The 24,236-nt window shown below is 69.2% G+C and carries 18 protein-coding genes and 2 pseudogenes; 10 read left to right on the top strand and 10 right to left on the bottom strand.

Translation table 11 applies throughout. The features are described 5' to 3' along the window. Positions 1-589: pseudogene (locus ON38_RS24425) on the top strand (polysaccharide biosynthesis protein); the annotation flags it as partial. Here ON38_RS24425 and ON38_RS24420 read toward each other — a convergent pair. The 4 genes from ON38_RS24420 to ON38_RS24410 all read right to left on the bottom strand — a co-directional run bounded on the left by ON38_RS24420 (position 546) and on the right by ON38_RS24410 (position 6,851). After that, a complete protein-coding gene (locus tag ON38_RS24420) occupies positions 546-4,826 on the bottom strand; it encodes an alpha-(1->3)-arabinofuranosyltransferase (protein ID WP_373281244.1) in 4,281 nt (1,426 codons plus the stop codon). The pseudogene ON38_RS24425 and the gene ON38_RS24420 overlap by 44 nt on opposite strands. Before the next feature lie 68 nt (positions 4,827-4,894). After that, positions 4,895-5,065, bottom strand: a complete 171-nt coding sequence (locus tag ON38_RS35090) for a DUF2613 domain-containing protein (RefSeq protein ID WP_081877246.1) — start codon at positions 5,063-5,065, stop codon at positions 4,895-4,897. Between the two features lie 143 nt (positions 5,066-5,208). Then, entirely contained in the window at positions 5,209-6,309 is a 1,101-nt protein-coding gene (locus ON38_RS24415; RefSeq protein WP_039827305.1) for an isochorismate synthase, read from the bottom strand. A gap of 29 nt (positions 6,310-6,338) precedes the next feature. Then, on the bottom strand, positions 6,339-6,851 hold the full coding sequence (locus tag ON38_RS24410) for a universal stress protein (RefSeq protein ID WP_039827304.1): 513 nt from the start codon (positions 6,849-6,851) through the stop codon (positions 6,339-6,341). Positions 6,852-6,950: 99 nt separating this feature from the next. On the opposite strand from ON38_RS24410, the gene ON38_RS24405 reads away from it, so the two are divergent. The 3 genes from ON38_RS24405 to ON38_RS24395 all read left to right on the top strand — a co-directional run bounded on the left by ON38_RS24405 (position 6,951) and on the right by ON38_RS24395 (position 10,228). Beyond that, on the top strand, positions 6,951-8,132 hold the full coding sequence (locus ON38_RS24405) for a glycoside hydrolase family 3 N-terminal domain-containing protein (RefSeq protein ID WP_039827303.1): 1,182 nt from the start codon (positions 6,951-6,953) through the stop codon (positions 8,130-8,132). 181 nt (positions 8,133-8,313) lie between these two features. Next, complete coding sequence (locus ON38_RS24400; RefSeq protein WP_039827302.1) at positions 8,314-8,946, top strand: TetR/AcrR family transcriptional regulator; 633 nt, start codon at positions 8,314-8,316, stop codon at positions 8,944-8,946. A 121-nt stretch (positions 8,947-9,067) separates the two neighbouring features. Next, positions 9,068-10,228, top strand: a complete 1,161-nt coding sequence (locus ON38_RS24395) for a DUF5685 family protein (protein ID WP_245564177.1) — start codon at positions 9,068-9,070, stop codon at positions 10,226-10,228. Positions 10,229-10,237: 9 nt separating this feature from the next. On the opposite strand, the gene ON38_RS24390 is transcribed toward ON38_RS24395, so the two are convergent. After that, positions 10,238-11,473, bottom strand: coding sequence for an acyltransferase family protein (locus tag ON38_RS24390; RefSeq protein ID WP_083873054.1), 1,236 nt, complete (start codon positions 11,471-11,473; stop codon positions 10,238-10,240). A gap of 202 nt (positions 11,474-11,675) precedes the next feature. Here ON38_RS24390 and pgfA point away from each other — a divergent pair, with 202 nt between their 5' ends. Both pgfA and ON38_RS34310 read left to right on the top strand, forming a co-directional pair. Then, the gene (gene pgfA / locus ON38_RS24385) at positions 11,676-12,851 is read left to right on the top strand and encodes a cell envelope lipid trafficking protein PgfA (RefSeq protein ID WP_039827300.1); all 1,176 of its coding nucleotides are present in this window, start codon (positions 11,676-11,678) and stop codon (positions 12,849-12,851) included. 108 nt (positions 12,852-12,959) lie between these two features. Beyond that, the gene (locus tag ON38_RS34310) at positions 12,960-13,940 is read left to right on the top strand and encodes an Rpn family recombination-promoting nuclease/putative transposase (protein ID WP_157181878.1); all 981 of its coding nucleotides are present in this window, start codon (positions 12,960-12,962) and stop codon (positions 13,938-13,940) included. 321 nt (positions 13,941-14,261) lie between these two features. Here ON38_RS34310 and ON38_RS24375 read toward each other — a convergent pair whose 3' ends face one another. Together ON38_RS24375 and ON38_RS24370 are read right to left on the bottom strand one after the other, a co-directional pair. Beyond that, positions 14,262-14,843, bottom strand: coding sequence for a GNAT family N-acetyltransferase (locus ON38_RS24375; protein WP_039827299.1), 582 nt, complete (start codon positions 14,841-14,843; stop codon positions 14,262-14,264). Further along, positions 14,840-16,159, bottom strand: a complete 1,320-nt coding sequence (locus ON38_RS24370; RefSeq protein WP_039827298.1) for an NsdA family TPR-like regulatory protein — start codon at positions 16,157-16,159, stop codon at positions 14,840-14,842. Before ON38_RS24370 ends, ON38_RS24375 begins: the two co-directional genes overlap by 4 nt. A 312-nt stretch (positions 16,160-16,471) precedes the next feature. Between ON38_RS24370 and ON38_RS24365 the strand changes: the two genes are divergently transcribed. Beyond that, a complete protein-coding gene (locus ON38_RS24365; RefSeq protein ID WP_039827297.1) occupies positions 16,472-16,810 on the top strand; it encodes a hypothetical protein in 339 nt (112 codons plus the stop codon). A gap of 64 nt (positions 16,811-16,874) precedes the next feature. Beyond that, positions 16,875-18,296 (top strand): ATP-binding protein, encoded by a 1,422-nt coding sequence (locus ON38_RS24360; protein ID WP_039827306.1) that lies wholly within the window; start codon positions 16,875-16,877, stop codon positions 18,294-18,296. A gap of 56 nt (positions 18,297-18,352) precedes the next feature. On the opposite strand, the gene ON38_RS24355 is transcribed toward ON38_RS24360, so the two are convergent. Then, complete coding sequence (locus ON38_RS24355; protein WP_039827296.1) at positions 18,353-19,213, bottom strand: MaoC family dehydratase; 861 nt, start codon at positions 19,211-19,213, stop codon at positions 18,353-18,355. Beyond that, complete coding sequence (locus ON38_RS24350; protein ID WP_039827295.1) at positions 19,213-20,571, bottom strand: 3-oxoacyl-ACP reductase; 1,359 nt, start codon at positions 20,569-20,571, stop codon at positions 19,213-19,215. Before ON38_RS24350 ends, ON38_RS24355 begins: the two co-directional genes overlap by 1 nt. Positions 20,572-20,762: 191 nt before the next feature. Between ON38_RS24350 and ON38_RS24345 the strand changes: the two genes are divergently transcribed. Continuing rightward, positions 20,763-22,055, top strand: coding sequence for an acetyl-CoA C-acetyltransferase (locus tag ON38_RS24345; protein ID WP_039827294.1), 1,293 nt, complete (start codon positions 20,763-20,765; stop codon positions 22,053-22,055). A gap of 385 nt (positions 22,056-22,440) precedes the next feature. Here the strand turns inward: ON38_RS24345 and gnd are convergent, their stop codons facing one another. Next, positions 22,441-23,472: a phosphogluconate dehydrogenase (NAD(+)-dependent, decarboxylating) gene (gene gnd / locus ON38_RS24340; RefSeq protein WP_039827293.1), complete on the bottom strand. Its 1,032-nt coding sequence runs from the start codon at positions 23,470-23,472 to the stop codon at positions 22,441-22,443. Positions 23,473-23,810: 338 nt separating this feature from the next. On the opposite strand from gnd, the pseudogene ON38_RS37120 reads away from it, so the two are divergent. Beyond that, positions 23,811-24,236: pseudogene (locus ON38_RS37120) on the top strand (hypothetical protein); the annotation flags it as partial.

Below are 24,236 nucleotides of genomic sequence, written 5' to 3'. Positions count from 1 at the left end.
CGCGGTGCTGCAGGCCGCGCAGGTGCAGGCGGCCCTGATGGCGCTGTCCTCCGCCGACCTCATCGTGGTCCGCATGGTGCTGGACGAACCCGACGCCAGCCGCTACGCGCTGGGCACCATCGCCACCAAGGTCGCGTTCTGGTTACCGCAGGCGGTCGGGGTGGTGCTATACCCCCGGATGGCGCAACCGGCCTCGTCCGGGTCCGCCGTCCGGTCGGCGCTCGCCGTCCTCTCCGGCATCGGGGTGGTCGCCGTACTGGCCGCGGCGCTGGCCGCCCCGCTGGCACCTGTTCTCGCGGGACAGGACTACGCGCCGATCCAGGGGCTGCTGTGGTTGTTCGCGCTGCACGGGGCGATTCTGGCGGTACTCCAGGGGGCGCTGCTGTCGGCCATCGCGGTGCAGCGGACGGCGCTGGCCGCGATCGCGTGGGCGGGTCTGGCACTGGAGGTGGTGCTCGTGCTCACCCTGGCGAGCAGTGTCACCGGACTGATCGCCACGGTCGCGTCCGTGGCCACTGTCACCACGACCCTCGTCGCGGTACTCGTCATCCGGACGGCGGCCCGTCGCCGGGTTCCGGCTCCCGCCTGATCCGGGGCAACGCCGCCAGGCCGACCGCGACCACCGCGATCAGGGCCGGGACCTGCACCCACAGCGAATCACCCATATAGCCGCCGGGCATCCGCCACGGGCCGGTGGACAGCGCCGCGGCCGAGACCGCCGTGCCCGCTCCGGCTATCGCGGCGAGGGCCCGGCGCGGCAGTCGCGGCACGAATCGCACGGCCGCCAGGCCCGCGACGGTCAGCACCGTACCGGTGATCCCGGCGATCAGCGTGGCGGCGGCGATCAGACCGAGCGCGGCCGGTATCCGCGGTGACCACACCCGCGGCGCCGGCGCCACCGGATCGGTGCGAGGGCCACGCGGGACCGCGAGGGCGATGAGCGGGATCAGCAGCAAAAGGCCCAGGAACAGCGCGAGCCGGTACCAGCTGTCGATCGGGAAGGAGACGGTCACCGGGCCGGTGGCATCGGCTGGCAGCAACCAGCCCTGCTGCCAGCCGCCGACCACGATCGGCTGTAGTTCGCGGCCGTCGGCGGTATGGGCCGCCCAGCCGGTATTGGTACTCAGCGGCAGGGTCAGCAGGCGGGTTCCGGAGCTCGGGGCGGGGACCGCGGGCTGGGTGTTCACCAGGCGCAGCCGGTCGACGAAGAACAGTTCGGTCGGCGCGACGAGGACGTCGACATCGCCCGCGGGCAGCGAAACCGGTTGTACGACACCGGGCGTGGTGGCCGGGAACGCGGCCGCGTCCTGTGGCGCGTCGGGACACACCTGAGCGGGAACCGGGTCACCGGCGCGCAGCTCGCCCACGGTGGCCGTGATACTGGTGTGGACCAGCCGGCCGCCGACCGCGATGGTCGGGCCGGCCTCGCAGCCGACGGTCACCGGCCGGTCCGCCGGAGCGGGCGGCGGGTACTGCGGGCCGAGGACACCGATTTCGGCGAGCCCGGGCGGCTGGGCCTGGTGGTAGCCGAGTGCCGTCCGGTCCAGCACGGCTTCCCAGCTGCGGATGCTCAACTCGATCCGGTCGGTCACCGTGGGATGCAGGTCGATCCGGGAGACCTCGTCGGGTTCCTCGAGCTCCCGGACCTGGGGGCCGTCGCCGAGGTTCACCGTGACCGAGGTGGGCGCGGCGGGGAGGCCGCCCAGCGAAGGTGTCAGTTCCAGGCCGGTGACGAGGGCCGGTTCCGGAAGTTCGATCGTCAGTGCGGGTTTGGGCCCCATGGTGTCGCGGACCGTGTCCTCCGGCGCGGTCCAGCTGGTGCGGGGGTCGCCGTCGGTGGCGGCGAACGCGGAACCGCGCAGGTCACCCACATCGGAGGCACCGCGTGCCACGGGGCGCGCCGGGTCGGTCAGCAGAGCCTCGAGCGCGGGCCCCTGCCGCGGGCGGACCATGAGGCGCGGTTCGACGGTGGCCGGCGCCGGCACGGAGAGCGTCCGGCCGAAGGGGCCCAGTTCTTCGGGCGCCAGGGCCAGGCCCTTACCGCAGCGGACGCGCTCGGGGCTGTCGAAACACGCACTGCGTCCGGGGAATTCCTGGCCGAGGTCCCAACCGGTGACCGTGGCGCCCGACGGCGGCGGCGGGAGGACGGCCCGGTGCCGGATCTCGACCGGGACGCCCGCGTCGCGCACGGTGTAGTCCTCCAGCGCCAGTTCGCTGATCCCGAACTGGCCGCCGGTGCTGCCGCGTTCGGTGCGGATGGCGGTGATCTTCACCCATTCCGTGGCACCCACCGGCAGCGCGACCGAAACCGGTTCGCCCGGTTCGCTGATCCGGGCCGAGACACTGCCGTTGTTGGTGCGCACCTCCACCCATTTCACCGGGTCGCCGATGGCGGCGGGGGTGGTGGTGAACCGCAGCAGGCCGGAGGTGAACGGTTTGTCGAGGTCGAGCCGGATCCATTGGCCCAGCGCGTATTCGCCCGCATTGCTGATCCACGCGGTCGCCGGGTCGCCGTCCACGGCGGCGGCGGTCGAGTTGCCGGGGGCGGCGCCGCCGATCTGCGTCGCGTCGGCCGCCGAACTCGATGCGGTGACGGTGGCCCCGGTCCAGCCGCCCTGCACCAGATCGGCGCCGGGGACGGCATAGTCGGGGACCAGATTGTGGGTGTGGCGCGCGTCGCCGGGGGCGCGCAGCGCGGAATTGTGGTTGTCGACCCTGCCGAAATCGGTTTCCCGGTTCATCGGGGTGTCCGTCACCGTCACAGGGCCCGGCGGGAGGCCCGCGGCCGCGGCGTCGGCGGCCAGCAGGGTGGGTTCGTGCGAGGTCTCGGGGTCGCGGTGCAGTCTTTCCAGCACCTCGGGCCCGCCCTGGACCACCGGTACCGAATCGAGCGGCACGGTGTACGCGCCGGGGAACTGCTCGGGCGCCCCGGTGCCACCGCGCACGTCGGCCGGTGTGCCGGGGGCCGGGGCGTCGACCCGGTAGATCTCCACCGCGGGATAGTCGGGCCGCAGATCCGCGTCGACCACGAAATCGTCGCGGCCGGAATCGTTTTCCACCGGCTTACCGAATTCGGCGACCTTGTGCAGTCCCGGCGACCCCTCCACCGCGTTGTGCGCAAGCAGCGGGCGGGTGGAGCGGGAGGTGTCCGGATCGAGATCGTTGCGCAGCACCAGCACCCCGATGCCCTGCCCGCGCAGTGTGGCGGCCAGACCGTCGGAGGGGCGGCCGTCGGCGATCAGCCGCTGTACCGAATCCATCGCCCGGATGGTGCCGGGCGGATTCAACGGGACCGCGTCCCGCACCGCCCACGGGGTCTGCGCCAGCGCCTGGAGGGGTTCGTCCCGGGTCAGCCCCCACACCTGACTGCCGAAAGGCGCGCCGGGGACCACCAGCGCCCGGGTGTCGGCGGCGTTCGCCCGCAACCAGTCCGCGGTCTGCTGCCAGTAGGCCGGGACCGCGTCGTAGGCGCCGCGCGGCGCGAGCTTCCCGGTCCAGGCCAGGGAACTGGACAGCGCGAGCGCGGCGAGAACCAGCATGGCGACCGCGACCCGGCGGTCGCGGTGCGGATTGGTGAACGCCGCCCGCCACACCTCCGGCCGGACCGAGGCCGGCAGTGGCACCCGGGCCAGCAATTGGGCGATGCCCAGCACCAGCGGCAGCCGGATGAGCGGTTCGAGTTTGTGCACGTTGCGCAGCGGCGCGCCGCCGGAGTCGAGGAAGATTCGGATGGGTTCGGCGAACGGCCCGCCCAGCTGTCCCACATAACCCGCGCAGATACCGGTCAGCCCGACGCACAGGATGAACACCAGCCGCCCGCGGGCCGGCATGGACCGCAGCGCCAGCCCGGCCATCCCGGCCGCCGCGATCAGCCCGGTGGCCAGCACCGCGGCAGGCTGGGTGACCAGCACCGCGCCCGCGATCCGTTCCGGGGAGACGAACGGCGTCCAGCTGTCGGTACCGCGCAACACCTCACCCAGTGACGCCCACTGGGTGGTGACCCCGGAGGATTCGATGTAGTCGAGGAACGGCGGGCTCACCCGGCCCAGCAGCAGCAGCGGCACCGCCCACCAGGCCACCGCCAGGACGAGCAGCGGCACCCAGGCAAGCGTGAACCGCCACCAGGCGCGATTGGGCCGGAAACTCGCCCACCATAGCAGCGCGGGCAGGAAGGCGGCCACGGTGGCGACCGCGTTCACCGCCCCCATCAGCGCCAGCGCCAGCGCACTGCCCGCCGGGGACCGCGCCCCGCCGTGCCGATGCCTGCGGTAGGCGGTGCCCAGCGCGGCGGGCGCGAGCAGCACCCACGGCGCCAGCATCATGGGCAGGGTTTCCGAGGAGATCGAGCCGACAGTGGTCAGCACCCGGGGGGACAGGGCGAAGGCGGCGGCCGCGACGACCCGGGACCCCCGGCTGCCGATCCCGAGCGTTTCGCAGAGTTTGACCACGCCCCAGAAGCCCGCGAGCAGCAGCAGCGCCCACCAGATCCGCTGGGTGACCCAGGCGGGCAGGTGCAGCACATCGCCGAGCGCGAAGAACGCGCCGTGCGGGAAGAAATAGCCGTAGGCCTGGTTCTGCACCTGGCCCATCGGCGCCTGACTGCTCCACAGATGGGCCGCACGGGCGAGGAAACCGAGCGGATTCTCGGCGAGATCGTATTTGGTGTCGGCGACGGTGAGGCCGGGGGCCTGCAGGAAGGTCAGCAGGAACGCGGCGAACGCGGAACCGAGGAACCAGCGGCGGCCCAGTTCATCGGTGGGCGCCGGGTCGGGGGCGGAGCGGGGGGCCGCGTCGGCAGGTTCGACGGGATCGGACTGGACGGGCACCGTGGGTCAGGCGTTCGCCGTCCCCGCCGACAGGCTCCGGCGGGGACGGGTGGCGATCGGGCCGGGTCTCAGCGCTTGCCGTATTCGACGCTGTTGAGCAGCGAGCTGTCCGCGTTACCGCTGCGGTCGACTTCGGGCCGGCTGTCCTGCTGCAGCGCGGCGGTGATGGCGAAGACCGCGATGGCGCCCAGCAGGGCGCCGCCGACCGCACTCGCAACACCGGGGACAGCAAACTTCATCGCAGCACTCCAAACTCCGAAGCAGGCAGATATCTGGGCAAACCTAGCAGGACCGGCCGGGTCCGGGTAGGACCGTCCAGCGTTTCACCCTAACGGTTGTCTCCGGCCGCGTCCGATCGCGGGCCGCGGACTCCGATCCCGGCTCATTCGCTGTCGGGCGGTACGGCGCAGTCGAGGGCGCCGAGCAGGGTGCGCAGTTTGGCGGTGGTTTCGGCGAGTTCGGCGGCGGGTTCGGAGTCCGCGACGATGCCGCCGCCCGCATACGCGCGCAGCTCGCGGCCGCCCGCGGCGAGTTCCGCGCTGCGGATGGCGACCACCCAGGTCCCGTCGCCGTCGGCGGTGCACCAGCCGACCGCGCCGCCGTAGAAACCGCGGTCCTCTTCATGGCCGGTGAGGTATTCCAGCGCGCCGGCGGTCGGGGTACCGCAGACCGCCGGGGTCGGATGCAGCAGCAGCGCCAGTTCGAGCGCGGTGGGCGCCGGCGCTCGCAGTACGCCGTGGATCGGTGTCCCCAGATGCCATACGTCGTGGGTGGCGACGAGTCGCGGCCGCTCCGGTACGGACAGGCCGATACACACCGGAGACAGTCGTTCGGTGATCCAGTCGACCACGAACGCGTGTTCGGCGTGATTTTTCGCGCTCGACGTCAGCCGATCGGCCTGCGCGGAATCGGCCACCCGGTGCGGGAGCCGGGGCAGGGTCCCGGCCAGCGGATACAGCTCGATGGCCGTACCGCGCCGATGGATCAGCAGCTCCGGGCTCGCGCCGATCAGCGTCGCGCCGGTACGCCCGGCCGGGCCGAGATCGACCGCGAAGACATTCGCCCGCGGGTGCCGGGCCAGCAGGTACGCGGCGAGTATCTCCGGATCCAGCGCGGCCGCCGCTTCGGCCCGTACCGAGCGGGCCGCCACCACTTTGCGCAGGCGGGGCGCGGGCTCGTTCAGCAGTTCCACCAGCCGCGCCACCCGCGCGCGATGCTCGGCCGGGCTCGGCGTCTGCTCCACCACCTGTACACGCGGTAGCTCCGGGAGGGCGGCCGGGCGCCACGGCCCCGCGGTGTGCAGCAGCTCATCCGGCTCGACCAGCGCGGCCGGATGGCGTGGATCGAACGGTAGCGCCCCGGCGATCGCCGGGGCGGTGCCTTCGCGTAGCGCGGCCGCGGCCTGCCACGGGTCGCGGTGCACCGCGCGCACGCCGGTGCCGCGCACCACGCCGTCGGGTCGTGCCAGCAGGAACCCGGTCATGGTCCGACCGTAGCCGTGGCCGCGGCGCCCTATGTCGCGGCGTGGCCGTCGCGCCCGGCTTTCCGCGCGCCGGCCGGTTGTACCGGAGGGACCAGGAAAACCGGGCGGTGGCAGTGTTTGAGCACGGCGTCGGCCACGCTGCTGTGCACCAGCGCGCGCAGTCCGGTGGCACCGCGGGTACCCGCGACGATGATGTCGACATCGAGCTCGTCGGCGACCTCCACGACCGCCTGCCACGCACTGGCCGCGTATTCCTGGGTGCGCGCCTCGGCGTTCAGGCCCGCGAGCCCGGCCAGGTGCACGCCCTCGGCATTGATCTCGCGGGCGCTGGTGTAGGCGATGTCCTCGAGTTCTTCGTCGGGCACCCATTCCGGTTGGACCATTCCGGAGATCCCGGAGATCCGCGCGGCCTGGCGCACCATCGGCTCCCAGGCGGTCAGGACCACGGCCCGATCCGCGGCGAGGAAGCGTCCGGCGTATTCGATCGCGCGTTTGGCGTGTTCGGAACCGTCGTAGGCGATGAGCATCAGATCGCAGGGCATACCGCACCTCCGGGACTGCCGACCGGTGTTACCAGATTACCTCTGTCCGGAAGCCGATCCGAAGTGTTGCGGTCACGGCGCGCGGGCTACCGTCGAACAATGCGGAAGATACCGTTGGTCCTGCTCGCGGTGCTCGCCGCGCTCCTCACCGGCTGTTCCGGCACCGAGAGCGGCGGCTCCGGTCCCGGTACCACCGCGAACCAGGGCGCCGGTACGAGCCCCGGGGCCGCGACCGGTGACGCGGCCGGCCCCACCACTACGACCGGCGGCGATTGCGCCGCCGGGTACCTGGCGCAGTTCAGCACCCGGGAGAAGCTCGCGCAACTACTCACCGTCGGGGTGACCGGCACCGACGACGCGCTCGCCGTGGTGCGCGACCATCAGGTCGGCGGGATCTTCGTCGGCAGCTGGACCGATCAGTCGATGCTCACCGACGGCGGGCTCGAGCAGGTGACGGCCGCGGCGAAAACGCCGCTCATGGTGACCACCGATGAGGAGGGCGGCCGGGTGTCGCGCCTCGGCAACCTCATCGGGACCGCCCCTTCGGCCCGGGTCACCGCACAGACGATGACGCCCGACGAGTTCTACACCGCGACCCTGGACCGGGCGCGGGCCATGCAGAACCTGGGGATCACGGCGGATTTCGCCCCCGATATCGATGTGAGCTCCCAGCCCGACGATTCGGTGATCGGTGACCGCTCCTTCTCCGACGACCCGGCCGTGGTCACCGAATACGCCGACGCCTATATCCGGGCCATGCACGAGGTCGGTCTCGGGACGGTGCTCAAGCATTTCCCCGGTCACGGGTCGAGTACCGGCGACTCCCATCTCGGCGCCGTGCAGGTGCCGCCGCTGTCGGAACTGAGCGACAGCGATCTGGTGCCGTTCCGTGAGCTGATCGATACGGGGTCGGCGGTGATGGTCGGCCATCTCGACGTTCCCGGCCTGACCACCCCGGGCGTCCCGGCCAGTATCAGCCCGGAGGTGATGAAGCTGCTGCGCGAGGGTTCCGGATACGGGGCGGCGCCGTTCGACGGCGTGATCTTCACCGACGACCTCAGCGGTATGGCCGCGATCACCGAACGGTTGTCCATCGAGCAGGCGGTGGAGGCCGCGCTCGTGGCGGGCGCGGACAATGCGCTCTGGATCAGCACCGATGCCGTGGGTCAGGTGCTCGATCAGCTGGAGCAGGCGGTGGCGGCCGGCCGGTTGCCGATGGAGCGGGTGGACTCCTCGGTGCTGCGGATGGCCGACTACAAACGGGTTCCGCGCACCTGCTGATCCGCGGCCGGGCAATGGGCCCGGCCTTCGGCCGACGGGCCGGGCTCGGGATCACCGGCGGTCCGGCGTTTCCGGCCGCCCACCGGAACAACACCGGCGCGCGGGTATCGCGGCCGGTAGTTCCCGTCCTGGGGAACTTACTTTGGAGTAATATCAAGGGTTCACTGCGGTAGGAGACGTGATGGCGGGCGGTACGAAAAGGCTTCCGAGGGCGGTGCGCGAGCAGCAGATGCTCGATGCCGCGGTCGAGGTCTTCTCGCGCAAGGGCTTCCATGAGACGTCCATGGACGCCATCGCCGCCGAAGCCGAGATCTCCAAACCGATGCTGTATCTCTACTACGGCTCCAAGGACGAACTGTTCCGCGCCTGTATCCAGCGCGAGGGTCTGCGCTTTCTCGAATCGGTGGCACCCGCCGGCAACCCGCTGCTGAGCCCGCACGAACAATTGCGTACCGCGCTGGAGGGTTTTCTCGGTTTCGTCGATACCCACCGCAACTCCTGGCAGGTCCTCTACCGCCAGGCACTCGGGCAGCAGGCCTTCGCCTCGGAGATCGAGAACGCCCGGGAGCGGGTCATCGAACTGACCGCCAAACTGCTGGAGTCCAGCGCCAAACACGCCGATCCCGGGACCAATTTCGATATCGTCGCCGTCGCGGTGATCGGCGCGGGGGAGGCAATCGCCGATTCCGTCGCCGACGGTCGCATCGATGTGGCCGAAGCCGTGGATCTGCTCGACGCGCTGGCCTGGCGCGGTCTGTCCGGTCGCAAACCCGGCGGGGCGGACAGCGCGGAGGCGAGCGAGTCGCCCGAATAGTTCGAATCGCCCGGTCGGCGGCGCCTTCCTGTTGCACCCGGCCCGCGCGCTCCGTATTTTCGATGCGCGCATACGGATGTCGCGGAGGACGCCATCCGATCGGGAGGGCACAGTGTTCGGAATGTTGCGGCCGTGCCGGCACGGCGCCGCGAAATACGGGGTGGACCCCCAGCTCTGGCAGGCCCATATGTGCGGCTTGTGCCTGGGACTGCGCGACGGGCACGGACAGTTGGCGCGCAGTGCGACCAATACCGACGCGGTGGTGCTCGCACTGCTGACCGAGGCCCAGGCCGCGGCGCCCGCCGCGCGCCGTACCGCCGGGCCGTGCCCGTTGCGCGGAATGCGGACCGCGCGGGTCCCGGTCGGTACCTCGGCACCGGTCCAGCTCGCCGCCACGGCCTCGCTACTGCTCGGCTCCGCCAAGGTCGTCGACCATATCGACGACGGCGACGTCCGCCCCCGGCTGCACCGGCCGATGCGGCGGGTCGCGACCGGCTGGTCGGCGGGCGCGCACGCCCGGGCCGCGGCCATCGGCTTGGATATCACTCCGCTGGTGGCGGCGATCGAGGCCCAGGCGGGCGCGGAACGCCGGTTCGCCGCCGGTGCCGGACCGTCGGGTGCCGCGGCCCTCGACGAACTGACCCGCGCCAGCCGTCGCTGTGCCGCGGAGTTCTTCGCCCATACCGCGGTACTGGCCGATCGCCCGGACAATGTGGACGCCCTGCGCAGGGCGGGCGACGAGTTCGGCCGGATCGCGCACCTGGCCGACGCGCTCACCGACTATCACGCCGACGCCGCCGCGGATCGCTTCAACCCGCTGGCCGCCACCGGCACCACGCGGGACGAGGCCTACGCGCTGGTCCGGGAATCGCATCGTGCGCTGCGCGCTTCGCTGGGGGCCGCCGGTCTGAGCGGCCTGCCGACCCTGCGCTGGGCGTTACTCGATCCGCTCACCAGCGCACTGCGCCGGCTCGGCCGCGCCATCGCGCCGCCGCCCACCGCGTCCGCCGGTGAGAACCTGGTGGCCGTCCACTCCACCGGCCCGCGGCGGCCGGGGGTCGCCGAGTCGATTCAGCTGATCTGCACCCAGTACTGCACCGGTTACGCCTGCTGCGCCGAGCACACCCGGCCGTGTAGCGGCGAACGGAAGGAGTCCTGGATCGGGCGGGGATGCTCCTGCGACGACTGCGGCAGCTGTTGCGACTGCTGCAGCTGCGGTAAGGACTGCGGCGGCTGCTGCGGTGACGGGTGCTGCTGCGACGGCTGCGGTTGCGACTGCTGAGCCGCCTGGTCAGGCCGGCGCGGCCCGCGGCCGGTCCCGCCGCCGCGCCCACTGCCGGCACGGCTCCTCCACCAGGGCGTGACTGGCCGCGGCGATCGGTAGTGTGAACGCCACCGTCAGCACCAGCACCACCCCGAAATTGCCGTTGAACGGCAGGATGCCGAAGATCGGGAAGATCACCGACAGTACGGCGAGATGCCAGATGAAGATCCCGTAGGACCAGCGTCCCGCCGTGGCGACCGGCGCCGCGGTGAGCCAGCGATGCGATTTGTCCGGCGCCCCCAGCACCAGCGGGGCCAGCAGCGCGAACCCGATCACCGCGCCGAGACCCATCTTGGCGGCGTACTGCCAGGGCTCGGCCCGGGTCAGCCCGGCGACCCCGCCGAGCCGGGTCGACGATGCCACGAACGCCGCGGCGGCGATCGCCCACATCAACCGCTGGTTGCCCAGCAGCCGCAGTCGCGCCCGGCGCCGGTCGTCACAGGTCAGCTCGGCGAGCAGCATGCCGCCCGCGAACCAGGGGATATAGGCGGGCAGCCAGTTGTCGGCGTGGATGGCATCCGGGGTCGGCACCGGGATGAAGTTCCAGCCGAGGAAGACCAGCCCGAGTAGCAGGACGGCCGGCACCCGTGCCGCGGCCGCACGGCCCCGCAACCAATGCAGCAGCCAGGCCAGCAGCGGCAGCGCGATATAGAAGGCCACCTCGACCGACAGACTCCACATCTGGGTGAGCCCGTCGGTCAGCGTGAGCGGCACGAAAACCTGCAGGAGCAGCAGGTTCGAGATCCACACCTGCAGTCCGGCGGTATCGGCGGCGGCCGGGACCAGGAAAAGCACCGTGCACACCACCACCCAGTAAGCGGGGACGATCCGGGCCACCCGGTGGCGCAGGTAATAGCCGAGCGTGGGAGCGTCGCCGAGCCCGCGGGCGGTGAGTGCGTGTGGACGCCACAGCAGGAAACCGGACAGCGCGAAGAACACCGCGACCGCCATATCGAAGCGTTCCAGCAGGCGGCCGAGCCCGGGAATACCGGTGGCACCCGTCTGAAAGGCCACATGGGTGAGCAGTACGCCCAGGGCGGCCAGACCGCGCATACCCTCGAGCGCGGGAAGAAAGCCCCGCTGACGCGCCACGGGTACCGGTGCCGTCTCCGGGACGGCGGGGCCGCGGCCGGGCCCTGCCCGGCGTTCGCCCAGTTCGGCGCGGGGCCAGGGGCCGGTGTCGGTGGTCGGTGTGGTCGTCATCGGGTCCCAGTCTGCCGGGCCTTCCGCGCTCGTAGGAAGCCGGTATTTCACAATGCGGGTTAGACTCCCCCCGATTTCGGTCGGATTCCGGCCTCGCCAACCCCTGGGTAACCCCCAGGCTGTTAGTGTCAGGGCTCACGAGTGCCGCGGCGCCCCGCTGTACCCGCGGAACGACCTGTGTTCTACGACGAGGAGAGTTTGCATGGCACTGAGTGCCGGAACCAGAAGGACGGTTGCCTGCGTGCTCGTGGGTCTCGGCGCGCTGCTGATCGTCGCCGCGCTGATGATCCCCACCTACACCGTCAGCAAGATGGCCAAGACTCCTCTCGACCTCGAGATCACCACCGTCGCGGTCAACCAGAAGGACCAGGAGAGCCTGGTCCTGGATTCCTCGTCGCTGACGGCCGAGGGGCGCTCGGCCGAGGTCAACAAGAACGTACCGCTGGTCTCCCAGCGGTTCCTCACCGTCGAGGATCCCTCCGACGCCGACGAGATGACGATCCAGGCCGGTAACACCCTGCGCCGGATCGACAAATCCGGCGACACCGGCGTGCTGACCGCCTACGTCGACCGGGTCACCATCGACCGCAAGACCGGTGAGCCGGTGGCCACCGATCCCAACGGTTCGATCGCCATCACCACGAACGCCAAGGGTGAGAGCCTCGCCGACCCGGTCCAGCACACGGGGCTGCAGTACCGGTTCCCGATCGGCACCGAGAAGAAGACCTACCCGTACTTCGACGTCCTCGCCCGGACCACCACCGACATGGTGTTCCAGGAGGAGACCGAGATCAACGGCACCAAGGTCTACCACTTCCGGCAGCAGGTCCCGGTGACCAGGCTGGCCGACGTCTCCAAGGCGCCGACCAACAAACTGGAACTGCCCGCCGCCAAGTGGGGCGTCGAGGGCGGCGAGGAACCGGTCACCATGTACCGCTTCTACGGCAACACCCGCGACGTCTGGGTCGAGCCGGAGACCGGCACCATCGTCAAGGGTGGCGAACAGCTCAATATCTTCTACAGCCGCACCGCCGACAAGGTGGAGGTCCCCGCGCTCAAGGCCAATATGGTCTTCGACACCGACACCGTGGAATCGCAGCTCGCGGTGGCCAAGGACAATATCGACAAGCTGTCGCTGTTCGGCCGGGTCCTGCCGATCGTTTTCGGCATCGTCGGCGTACTCGCGCTGATCGCCGGTCTCGTGCTCGGCATCACCGGCGGTCGCGGCGGACAGCCGGCTCGGCCCACCGGCCCGGCCCGGCGCCCCACCGGGGGTTCCTCGGTGGCCGGCTCGGCCGACGCGCCGACCACCACGCTGCCCCGCACGGGTAACGCGGACGCCCCGACGGAGACCATCAAGCTCCCGAAGAACCTCTGACCGTACGAGCACACCGAAGGCGCCCCGGACCGAAAGGTCCGGGGCGCCTTCGTTTTCGCCGGTATCGCACATTTCAAGATGTCGGCCCACCCGGGTAGTTTCGCGGCCGTGCCCGCCGACCCGTCGAACCCACACGACGCCTACTTCCGTCACGTCCTCAGCCGCCCAGCGGATGCCGCCTCCGAATTGCGTTCCGCGCTACCGGAAAACATCACCCGTCGGATCGACTGGAATCAACTGACCCTGCAACCGGGCAGTTTCGTCTCGGCTCAATTACGGTCACGCTATAGCGACGTGCTGTACCGCACCCGCCTCGACGCGCACCCCGCTTATATCTATCTGCTCATCGAACATCAGAGCCGCAGCGACCGCTTCATGCCGCTGCGCATGCTCGAATATCTCGTCAACATTTGGAATCAACACCGCCGCCTGCACCCGGAAAGCCGCACCCTGCCCGCCGTGGTCCCGCTCGTAGTGCACAGCAACCGCAAGGGCCGAGCTTGGCAGGGCCCGATCGAGCTGGCCGACCTGATCGACCTCGACCCAGCCGGCCATGAAGCGCTGAAGCCCTATCTTCCGCGCCTGTGCTTTCTGCTCGACGACGTCGCCGCTCTCGACCTGCCCGACCTACTTGCCCGCGATCTCACTCCCGCCACCCGCGTGATGCTGGCTCTGCACAGAATCGCACCCCGGAACGCCGACCTCGGTTCCGATATGCTGGACCTACTCGATGACTTGTGGGCGCTGGTGTCCGGCCCACAAGGCACCACGGAACTGCAAGCCGTGCTGACCTACATACTGCAGGTCAGCGACACAACCGAAGACGGTCTCGACCCTGTGATCGAGCAGTTGGGTCCCCGAGCCAAGGAGGCATTGATGACAACCGCCGAACGGCTCCGCGCCGAAGGTGAGGCCCGTGGTGAGGCCCGCGCCCGAACCGAAACTCTGATCGACCTCCTCGATACCAAATTCGGTTCGGTCCCCCAGGCAGCGATTCGGAAGATCGAGACCGGCAGCCCCGAAGAAATCCGCACATGGCTCCGGCGCTCCGTTACGGCCGACACCCTCGAAAAGGTGTTCAACGGATAGGGAGGCCGGCCCGCAGATGTGGTCTATTTCGTTGGCGGCGGCCAGGCGGGCGACTCCGCATCAGAACGCGGTGATTCGGATGTTGCCGTCGAGATCGGTGTGCACACGGATCGCTAGGTGTGATACTTGAGCCACGCCGGTTACCCCGATTGCCAGTGCGTTGCTCGACCCTCGTAATGAAAAGGTCCGGAGTCGGTTCCTACGCGGCCCAGTTCTCCTGCCGGCCAACATCCGAGGCCATATCTTCCACATCTGCTCAGGGGCATTGGAACGACCGAGCTACGTACACCCGCCCAGAGATTCGTGTGGGGCTGCCTCGGGTCAGAGTGGTAGGTCTCGCATCAGCACATCGAAGAGCGGGGCGTCGTCCCAGTCCGGACGTTGCCAACCGACCCGGTACCACCCCCACTTCCGGTACCGGGCGTAGGCACGCTCGTTGCCCGGGTTCACCAGCAGTGTCGCCCGCTGCTCGGGGCGACCGGCCAACAGCTTGTCGTGTAAGGCGCGCGCGAGTCCGCGCCCGGTGTACTCGACGCACACCATGATCTCCGAAAGAGCGAAGGTCCGGTCACCGGTTTCGACGGTGAACTGCTCCAGATCAGAGTCGTCCAGACCGCCGTCATCCAGGTGTAGCCCACTCCATCCCGCCGTACCTGGTGACAGCGGCCAGCCCCAGGTCTGCCCTGCCGGTGCCCCATCGATATAAGCCGCCACCAGGTCGAATCCCCTGTCGCGCGTGGGATCGGTGTAGGCGTCGAACCGGTGCATGAATGCCGCAGGGGATTCGAACGGGTCGCCCGAAGCGATCGCGTCGACGTAGGAACGCCGGTAGATGTCTTCAACGGTGTCTCGCATTGCGCGGGCCTGGGCGGCAGAGTAACGCCGAAATTCCGGGTCGATCATGCGCTTTCCTTACGTGTCGCGTTTTCCAGCGACGCGAACCGGTCGCGGAAGTCTTCGGCCGCGGGATGGTCGACGGTTCGTATCGGGGCCAGTACTCGCAGGGTCCGGCCCGACGTGACGTTCTCCAATTCGGTGAGCGCAGCCGTCCCCAAGCTGAGTGCCGACTGGATATCCCCCATGCGGAGATGCGCCACCGCCGTATGCGCTCGATCGCTGACGGCATTGCGAGCGCCTCTCTCCTCCGCCGAAGCGGCATAAAGAAGTTCGATGCTTTTGCGTACCTCGCCGATCTCGCCGTACCCGCGAGCCTCGTGCCCACGGATCTCCGCAGGAGTCACGAACCACAGCCACGTCGGGCATTCTTCCAACGACTCATAGCTGATGGCGTGCTCTATCTCCCGCCAGGCAGTAGAGACGGCGCGACCGAATCCGACCCGGTCACCGAGCAATCCGCGTGCCTGAGCCTCCCGACCCGCAATCAGAGCGTGAATCCCGCCCGGCGGCCGGCCACCGGCCAGTGTGCGGGCACGGTCGATCAGCTTCAAGGCGTAGTGCGGGCTACCCTGCCCCCTTCTGGCGAGATCGATCGACTGATTCGCCGCATTCAGGCAGGTATGAACAATGAGGTCTTCGTCGCCTGCTTCGCTCGCCAGCGAGAGTGCCTCGGCATAGCAACGTCGCGCCACCATGTGGCGATCCGAGTCGTGTGCCAGCCAGCCGGTGAGCACAGCCAGATGACCCGTGGCGGAAGCGAAAGCGTGGCCGGTCGCGGTGTCGTAACTCGCGGTGTCGAGTGTGTGTTTGGCGTGCTCGAGCTGGTCGAGCGCAAATCGGACCAGGGCGCCGCCACCCACCTGGCGGTCCTTCTCTTCCAACTCGCCGACAGCCGCCAGCAGCCGTTGTGCGTCCGAATGTCCGAGGTGTTCTCCGAACTGCCAGCCAATCGCTGACGCGGTGACGGCAGTGGCCAGTTTTCCGAATTCACGGCGTCTCACGTCACTGTCGACTTCCCACGCATATGTCCCGAGCACCGTGCTCGACCGGCCCACGACCTCGGCGTCGTGAGGTGTCGCGTCACCCACAGCGGCGGTCTCCGTATCGAACCGGGCACGTTGCTCATCGTCCAACTCACGCAGCATCGTGTCGAGTGCTTCGGCGGAACGACCCCGCACCGGCTTATCCCATGTCGCCCGATGCCATTTCTTGATGGTCGGGAGCATGTACCCGGCGCGTTCGGCGAATTCTTCCTGGGTTTCGCGGAGTGCGGCCACACGGAGTGCCCGCACTTCCGTGCTCGTCCATCTGCTGACAGTCATTCCACCCCCTCGGAGTAGCGGTCAACGTACTCGTTATCCGAAGCGTATTCCCTCCGTAAGCTTTTCGAGGCTCCTACAGCAGCTTCGGGTGCGTGAGGCTGAAAGTGGCCCCGGCGCCGGGTGAACCCAGGAATCAACGGTCGAAACGGCGACGCATACCGCCGGCCGAGATAAGTCCCCGGCGCCGGGTGCCGGGCAAACCAGATACGTCAGGAGGCACTTTGCATCGCGAGCGCAATGAGACAACCCCGACCCCGCCACCGGCGGTGACAAACCAGGCGATGTCCACGACGCTGCGCCTGTGGAGTGAGAGTGAAAGTTGCGATCGCGCTCGGTCGCCAGGACGAGTCGGTCATGACCCGGGAGAATCGACGACGCGCGATCGTCGTGGGCAGGTACAACACCGACACACCCGATCTGGACGGCCTCGTCGCTCGTCATCACTTGCAGGTGGTATTCACGATCATCGCGCCCTCGGCGCCGAAACTGGCGACGCTGATCGCCGTACAGCATGTGTTCGAGCACGATGCCGAGGTGGTGGTGGTGGTTGTTCCGCATCTCAACGCGGCCGAAATCCGGGCCGAGCGGTGTTGGCGAGCGGTGAGCGGATTGGCCGATATCCTCGCCGCCGATGGTGGTTGGCTTCGATGACAGTACCGGCCGGATAACTATCATGGATGATACTATCATTGATGATAGTATCCTGGGAGGTACTGTGGACGGATTCATCGGGCGGCGCACCGAGCTCGCCCTTCTCGACGAACTGCTCGAGCCGGTGCGCGAAGGCGGTCGGTCGGGACGGCCGGGCCGAGCGGTTTTGATCCGGGGCCGCAGGCGGGTGGGGAAGTCGCGTCTCGTCGAAGAGTTTCTGGAGCGGGCACGGGTGCCCCACGTGTTCTTCACGGCAGTGGGTGGGTCGCGGGACGAGGATTTGGCGGGGTTCGTTTCCGACATCGCCGACTCGGACCTACCCGGCGCCGAACGGGTCTCCGAGTTCGCGGCGCCGAAGACGTGGCGGGCCGCGTTCGACCTACTCGCCACCGTGCTTCCTCGGGATCGTCCGAGCGTGGTCGTACTGGACGAGATGCCTTATCTGGTGCGAGAGGACCGGGCGTTCGAGGGCACGCTACAGAAGGTGTTCGATCGGACCCTGTCGAAGTTGCCGGTGCTACTGGTGCTCATCGGGTCCGATATCGCGATGATGGAGAAGCTCAACACCTACGGCCGGCCCTTCTATCAGCGCGGTACCGAAATGATCGTGCCCCCGATGAATCCGCACGATGTCGCGGCCATGCTCGATCTTCGGCCGGCCGACGCGTTCGACGCCTATCTGATCAGTGGCGGTCTGCCGCTGATTCTGGAGGAGTGGCCGCGGGGAGCCGGGCTGTGGGAATACCTCGACTACGCGCTGCGCCGCCCCACCTCGGCTCTGCTGGTCAGTGCCGAACGGGCGCTGGCTGCCGAATTTCCGACCGAGGCGCAGGCGCGCACGGTTCTCGGTGCGATCGGTCACGGCGAGCGGACTTTCAGCCTCATCGGCCGGGCGGCCGGCGACCTGACCCCGACCTCGCTCACCCGATCGCTCGGATTGCTCACCGAGCGCCGTGTGGTGGCGGCCGAGCGTCCGCTCTCGGTGCGGCCGAGCAAGGAAACCCGCTACCGCGTCGAAGATCCATATCTGCGGTTCTGGCTGTACTTTCTCGGACCCGGTATGCCCGCGATCGAACGCGGACGGGGGGATCGGGTACTCGAGACGATCCGGGCGGGCTGGACTTCCTGGCGCGGCCGGGCCGTGGAGCCGGTGATCCGGGAAGCGCTGTGGAGGGGTGTGGACAGGTACCTGCCCGAGGGGACGGGAGCGATCGGCGGTTACTGGACTCGGACGAACAACCCGGAGATAGATATCGTCGCTGCCGATCGGGGGCCGATCGCCCAGCGGATCACGTGTGTGGGATCGGTGAAGTGGCTGGAGAAGAAACCGTTCGATCAGCGCGACCTCGCGGCTCTCATCACCCACCGGTCACAGCTACCGGGTGCCGATGTCGATACTCCGATGCTGGCCGTCGCGCGCGCGGGAGGTTCGACACCGGGCGTGCGGGTGCTGACACCGGACGAACTGCTCGAGGCCTGGTCCTGAAGGACCCGAAGGAACCCCGCTCCGAAGATTCCGGAGCGGGGTTCGCGTGGGGTACGTCAGCGCAGCGTGGCGGTGAGGTGCGGATATCCCTTCTTCGGATGCTTCAGCGCCAGATCCCACCCCTCCTGGGCCTGATCGGCGTACACATTCACGGTGGACGGCAGCAGGATCGGTTTGCCGAATTTCACCGCGTAGGAGACCTTGTCCGGGACCCGGCCCTCGACCGTGGCGAGAATCGCCGCCGCCGACCACATCCCGTGTGCGATCGCCCGGGGGAAGCCGAAGGCCTTGGCGCCCAGGGCCGACGTGTGGATCGGGTTCTGATCACCGGAGGCGTTGGCGTAGCGGGTGATCGTCTTCTGGTCCACCTTCCACGTCCGTAGCGGGGGCGGCGGCACCTCTTCGGGTTTCGGTTCGGGTTTGGGTCCGCCCGACAGCGAGGTTTTCTGCTGGTGCAGGAAGGTGGTGACCTGCCGCCACACCAGTTCCCGGCCCACGCGGATCTCGCTGATCGCGTCGACCAGCAGACCCTTGGGGTGTTCGCGCAGGTTCTCGATATGCGCGGTGATATCGAGTGGTTCGCTCACCGAGATCTCCCGGGTGCGCTCGATCAGGTTCTCCGCGTGCACCGCGCCGACCGCGACGAACGGGAAGTCGCGCTGCACCACGAGTTTCATCACCAGCGGGAAGGTGACGATGAAGGGGTAGGTCAGCGGCAGGGTGTCACCGAAGCGCAGCCCGGTGGCCGCGCAGTAGGCCGCCAGGTGCTCCGGGTCGACCCGGTATCCGTCGAGCCGGACGACGCGGTCCGGAATCTCGGATTTCCGTGCCGAGACCAGCGGTATCGCACCGAGCACGGCCTGCGCGTACAGGCCGCCGTTCTTCGGCGGCGCGTCGAGGGTGATGGTCTCGGTCATCACGCGCCGATCATGCTCTGGCCGCAGACCCGGACGATATTGCCGTTCACCGCGTTCGAGGCCGGGCTGGCGAAGTAGGCGATGGTTTCGGCGACGTCGATGGTCTGGCCGCCCTGGTTCAGGGAGGCCATCAGCCGGCCGCCCTCGCGGGTGGCCAGCGGGATCGCGGCGGTCATGGCGGTCTCGATGAAACCGGGTGCCACGGCGTTGATGGTGATGCCCTTGGCGGCCAGTTCGGGGGCCTCGGCGTTCACCATGCCGATGACCCCGGCCTTGGAGGCGCCGTAGTTGGTCTGCCCGCGGTTACCGGCGATCCCCGCGATGGAGGAGACGTCCACCACGCGGCCGCCTTCCTTCAGCGCACCCGCGGCCACCAGTCCCTGCGTGATCCGGTGCGGCGCGGCAAGGTTCACGTTCAGCACGGCGTTCCAACGGCCCTCGTCCATGTTCGCGAGCAGCTTGTCCCGGGTGATTCCGGCGTTGTGCACGATGATGTCGATTCCGCCGAAACGTTCGGTGGCGAATTCGGCGAGCCGCTGCGCGGCGTCGGGCGCGGTGACGTCGAGCGCGAGCGCGGTGGCGCCCACCTTGTTCGCGGTTTCGGCCAGCGCCTCACCGGCGGCGGGGATATCGGCGACGATGACCTTCGCGCCGTCGCGGGCGAAGACCTCGGCGATGGTGGCACCGATACCGCGGGCGGCGCCGGTGACCACGGCGACCTTGCCGTCGAGCGGTTTGTCCCAGTCCGCCGGCGCGACCGCGTCGTCCTTACCGACGCGGATCACCTGGCCGTCCACGAACGCCGACTTGGCGGACAGCACGAACCGCAGGGTCGAGGCGAGGCCGGTGGCCGCCGGGGAGGCGTCGGGGTGCAGGTACACCAGCTGGGCGGTGGCGCCACGCAGCAGTTCCTTGCCCACCGACCGGGTGAAACCCTCGAGCGCCCGCTGGGCGATCTGCCCGTCCACGCTGCCGGCGAGTTCGGGGGTGGTGCCGATGACCAGGACCCGGCCCGACGGCGCGATACTGCGCATCGCCGGCTGGAAGAACTCGAAGAGCTGGGACAGATCCTCGATGCTGCCGATACCGGTGGCGTCGAAGACCAGTGCGCCGTATTTGGTTCCGGTGCTCAGGGAATCGGCGAAGGTGTAGTCCTCGGCCAGCAGTGCCCGCAGCGGTTCGGCCACGCGGCCCTTACCGCCGAGCAGTACCGGCCCCGGCAGCGGCGGCTCGCCGGCCACGTAGCGCCGCAGCTTCTCCGGTTTCGGCAGGCCCAGCTTGTTCGCGAGGAACCCGCCCGGCGCGGAGTTGACGAAGGATCCGTAGAGGTTGGGTGCACCCTTGCTCTTGGCTGCCACAGTTCCCACCTTTTCTGTTGCTCGATGTGGTGTGTCGGTAGTCGCCGGAGGCGGTGTCGACATTGAACTTACTCCGGAGTAAGTTTATCGTAAACCGAGCGCGGGCGGGCGTCGGAAGCCGCGGCGCGCAGCCGCGGCCCGGGCCCGGAGCACCCGACCTTCTCGCCAACTCGACAACCTGGGAGACCCGAGTGACCACCACATCCCGTTCGACCCGTCCGGTAGCGATCCTCGGCGGTAACCGCATCCCCTTCGCGCGTTCCGACAAGGCCTACGCGCACGCCTCCAACCAGGACATGTTCACCGCGACGCTGGACGGACTGGTGAGCCGCTTCGGCCTGCAATCGGAACGGCTGGGCATGGTCGCCGGTGGCGCGGTGCTCAAGCGGGTCGGCGAGCACGGCCTGATCCGGGAGAGCGTGCTGGGCAGCCGGCTCAGCCCCTACACCCCCGCCCACGATCTGCAGCTGGCCTGCGGTACCGGCCTGCAGGCCGTTGTCACCGTCGGCGACGCGATCGCGGCCGGCCGGATCGAGGTGGGTATCGGTGGCGGCACCGACACCACCTCCGACGCGCCCATCGGGGTCAGCGAGCGGATGCGGGAGTGGATGCTGAACGCCAACCGCGCCCGCACCAATGCCGAGCGGCTCAAACTGGTCGGTCAGCTGCGCCCGGGCATGCTCGGTATCGAGATCCCGCGCAATGCCGAGCCCCGCACCGGCCTGTCGATGGGTGAGCACGCCGCCATCACGGCCAAGGAGTTCGGTGTCGCCCGTGAAGCCCAGGACGAGCTGGCCTACCTCTCGCACAAGAATATGGCCGCCGCCTACGAGCGCGGCTTCTTCGACGATCTGGTGACCCCGTTCCTCGGGCTCACCCGCGACGACAACCTGCGTCCGAACTCCTCCCTGGAGAAACTCGGCACGCTGAAGCCGGTCTTCGGGGTGAAGCTCGGCGACGCCACCATGACGGCGGGTAACTCCACCCCGCTCACCGACGGCGCGTCGGCGGTGCTGCTGTCCAGCGACGAATGGGCGGCCGAGCGCAATCTGCCGGTTCTCGCGCATCTGGTGGACAGCGAAGTCGCCGCGGTCGATTACATCCACGGCCCCGACGGCCTGCTCATGGCCCCCACCTACGCGGTCCCGCGGCTGCTCGCCCGCAACGGCCTGACCCTGCAGGATTTCGATTTCTACGAGATTCACGAGGCCTTCGCTTCGGTGGTGCTGGCCACCCTGCAGGCGTGGGAATCGGATCAGTACTGCAAGGAGCGGCTCGGCCTCGACGGTGCGCTCGGTTCGATCGACCGCACCAAGTTGAACGTCAACGGTTCCTCGCTGGCCGCCGGGCACCCGTTCGCCGCCACCGGCGGCCGGATCGTCGCCCAGGCCGCCAAGCAGCTGGCGGAGAAGGGGTCGGGCCGGGCGCTCATCTCGATCTGTGCCGCGGGCGGGCAGGGCGTGGTCGCGATTCTGGAGCGCTGAACCGGCCCGGTCCGGGTCCGTCCGGTGGGTGAGGGAAGCGCCCACAGCCGCGGCGGACCCCGGATCGGCGCAGGGGGTAGGAGGCGCCCCGATCGGGAAGATCGGGGCACCTCCGTTCCCGGTGGGCCAGATATCGCGCACAGGTGTCCCTTCTGCCTGATCGTCGATATCGAACGAGGAAGGTTCGCAGCGCCGAGCGGTAACACCGCCGGTGACCCGGGCAGCCGGCCAGACATCGACTGTGTCTTTCCGGTCGGCGAGGGAGAAGCCGGCATGGGCACGGGGCGCGGGATGCCCCGGCGCAGTCGACGTCGGTGTCGATGGGGCCGCGGGGAGGCGAGCCGATCGGTGCAGTCCGCGTCGACCGTTCGTGGCGGTCGACTGCCTAACTCTGCCCGGGCAACTCGTGATGCCCGCCGAAGGCCTCGCGCATCGCGGACAGTGTCTTGTCCGCGTACGCCGATTCACCCCGGGAAGCGAAACGCTGGAAAAGCGCCGCCGAGAGCACCGGAGCCGGTACCCCGATATCCACCGCGGCGTCCAGCGTCCAGCGTCCCTCGCCGGAATCGGAGACCCGGCCGCCGAAAGAATCCAGATTCGGGTCGGCGTGCAGCTGGGTCGCCGTGAGGTCGAGCAGCCAGGACGCCACCACCGATCCGCGCCGCCAGACCTCCGCGACCTCCGCGATATCGATGTCGTAGCGGTAGTACTCCGGATGTTCGAGGGGTGTCTCCTCCGCGGAGTACTCGCCGCCGGCACGGTTACCGTAATCGGCCTTGTGCATGATGTTGAACCCCTCGGCGTAGGCCGCCATGAGGCCGTACTCGATCCCGTTGTGCACCATTTTCACGAAATGGCCCGCCCCCGCGGGGCCACAGTGCAGGTAGCCCTCTTCGGCCGGGCCGGGCTCCCCGGTCCGCCCCGGGGTGCGCGGTGCGGCCGCGACGCCGGGCGCGATGGACCGCAGCAGTGGTTCCACATACCGCACCGGCGCCGCCTCACCGCCGATCATCAGGCAGAACCCGCGGTCGCGGCCGAATACGCCGCCCGAGGTCCCGATATCGAGGTAGTGGATACCGAGCGGGGCCAGCTGCGCGGCCCGGGCGATATCGTCGTGGTACCGGCTGTTGCCGCCGTCGATGACGATATCGCCGGGTTCCAGGAGTTCCGCCAGCTGATCGACCGTGCGACCGGTGAGACCGGCCGGGATCATAACCCACACCACCCGGGGCGTGTCGAGGTCGGCGACGAATTCCGCCAGGTCGGTACTGCCGCGGAAACTGTCGCCGAGTTCGGCGGTGAGGTCGTCGATCACCTCGGCGTGGCGTTCGCAGCCGACCGCCGTATGACCGGCCGCGACGACCCGCCGCACGATATTGGCCCCCATCCGGCCGAGCCCGATCATGCCCAATTGCATCTCGCGTCCCCTTACTCATAGAGGTCGGATCGCATGCCGTCCCCGATTGTGCCCGGCGCTCGAGAACTTCTGTCGAGTTCGCGTGTAACGACCCGCGCGCGGCACCGATATACCGGTCGGCTCCGTGCATTCGCCTGACCCCCGACCCGGCGACTGCGCGGGGCCACTTTGCTGTCCAGGGCTCTGTTCGGGCGATATGTCCCAACTGCGACGTCCACGGCTATCCAGATGGCGCAGCTGTGATCGATCCGGCACTGAAGATTACAGTTCGGACAACTATCGTTGGCGAAGGCTCGCACCCCGCGAGTCCCCGAAGTATCGATTGGGGAGGACGGTTCGTGAGCAGCGAATCGAACACCGAACGAGGTGACAGACGCGACCACGGCCGCCCGCAGCCGACCGACGGCGGCCTACGTCAGCTGCTCGACACCGGCCGCGCCCAGCAGGGTCAGCAGCCGTCCCCGCCCACCGAACCGGTCGAACAGGCCGGCAATGTCGCCCCCGGCTGGCGTGGCGGCAGTTCCTGGTTGAACCCCCGCGCCGGTTCCACGGCGCAGCGTGACGAGTCCGACCAGGCCCCACCGGCACCGGGGCCGGCCTCCGACGATGCCTCTTCCCGAACCTCGCCCCCTGCTCCGGAAGTCTCCCGCCCGGCCGACCGGCCGGGACCTTCCGGCCGGGTTCCCGGCGCACCCGCGGCTTCGGGTCCCGGACCGGCGGCGCCCTCCGCCAGGCCTCCGGGCGCTCCCGCACCGGCGGCCCCC

The organism is Nocardia testacea NBRC 100365 (assembly GCF_000308775.1).
In the GTDB taxonomy this organism is placed as follows: domain Bacteria; phylum Actinomycetota; class Actinomycetes; order Mycobacteriales; family Mycobacteriaceae; genus Nocardia; species Nocardia testacea.
Note: the sequence above shows the minus strand (reverse complement) of the source record. Positions and strands in the feature narration are given on the sequence as shown.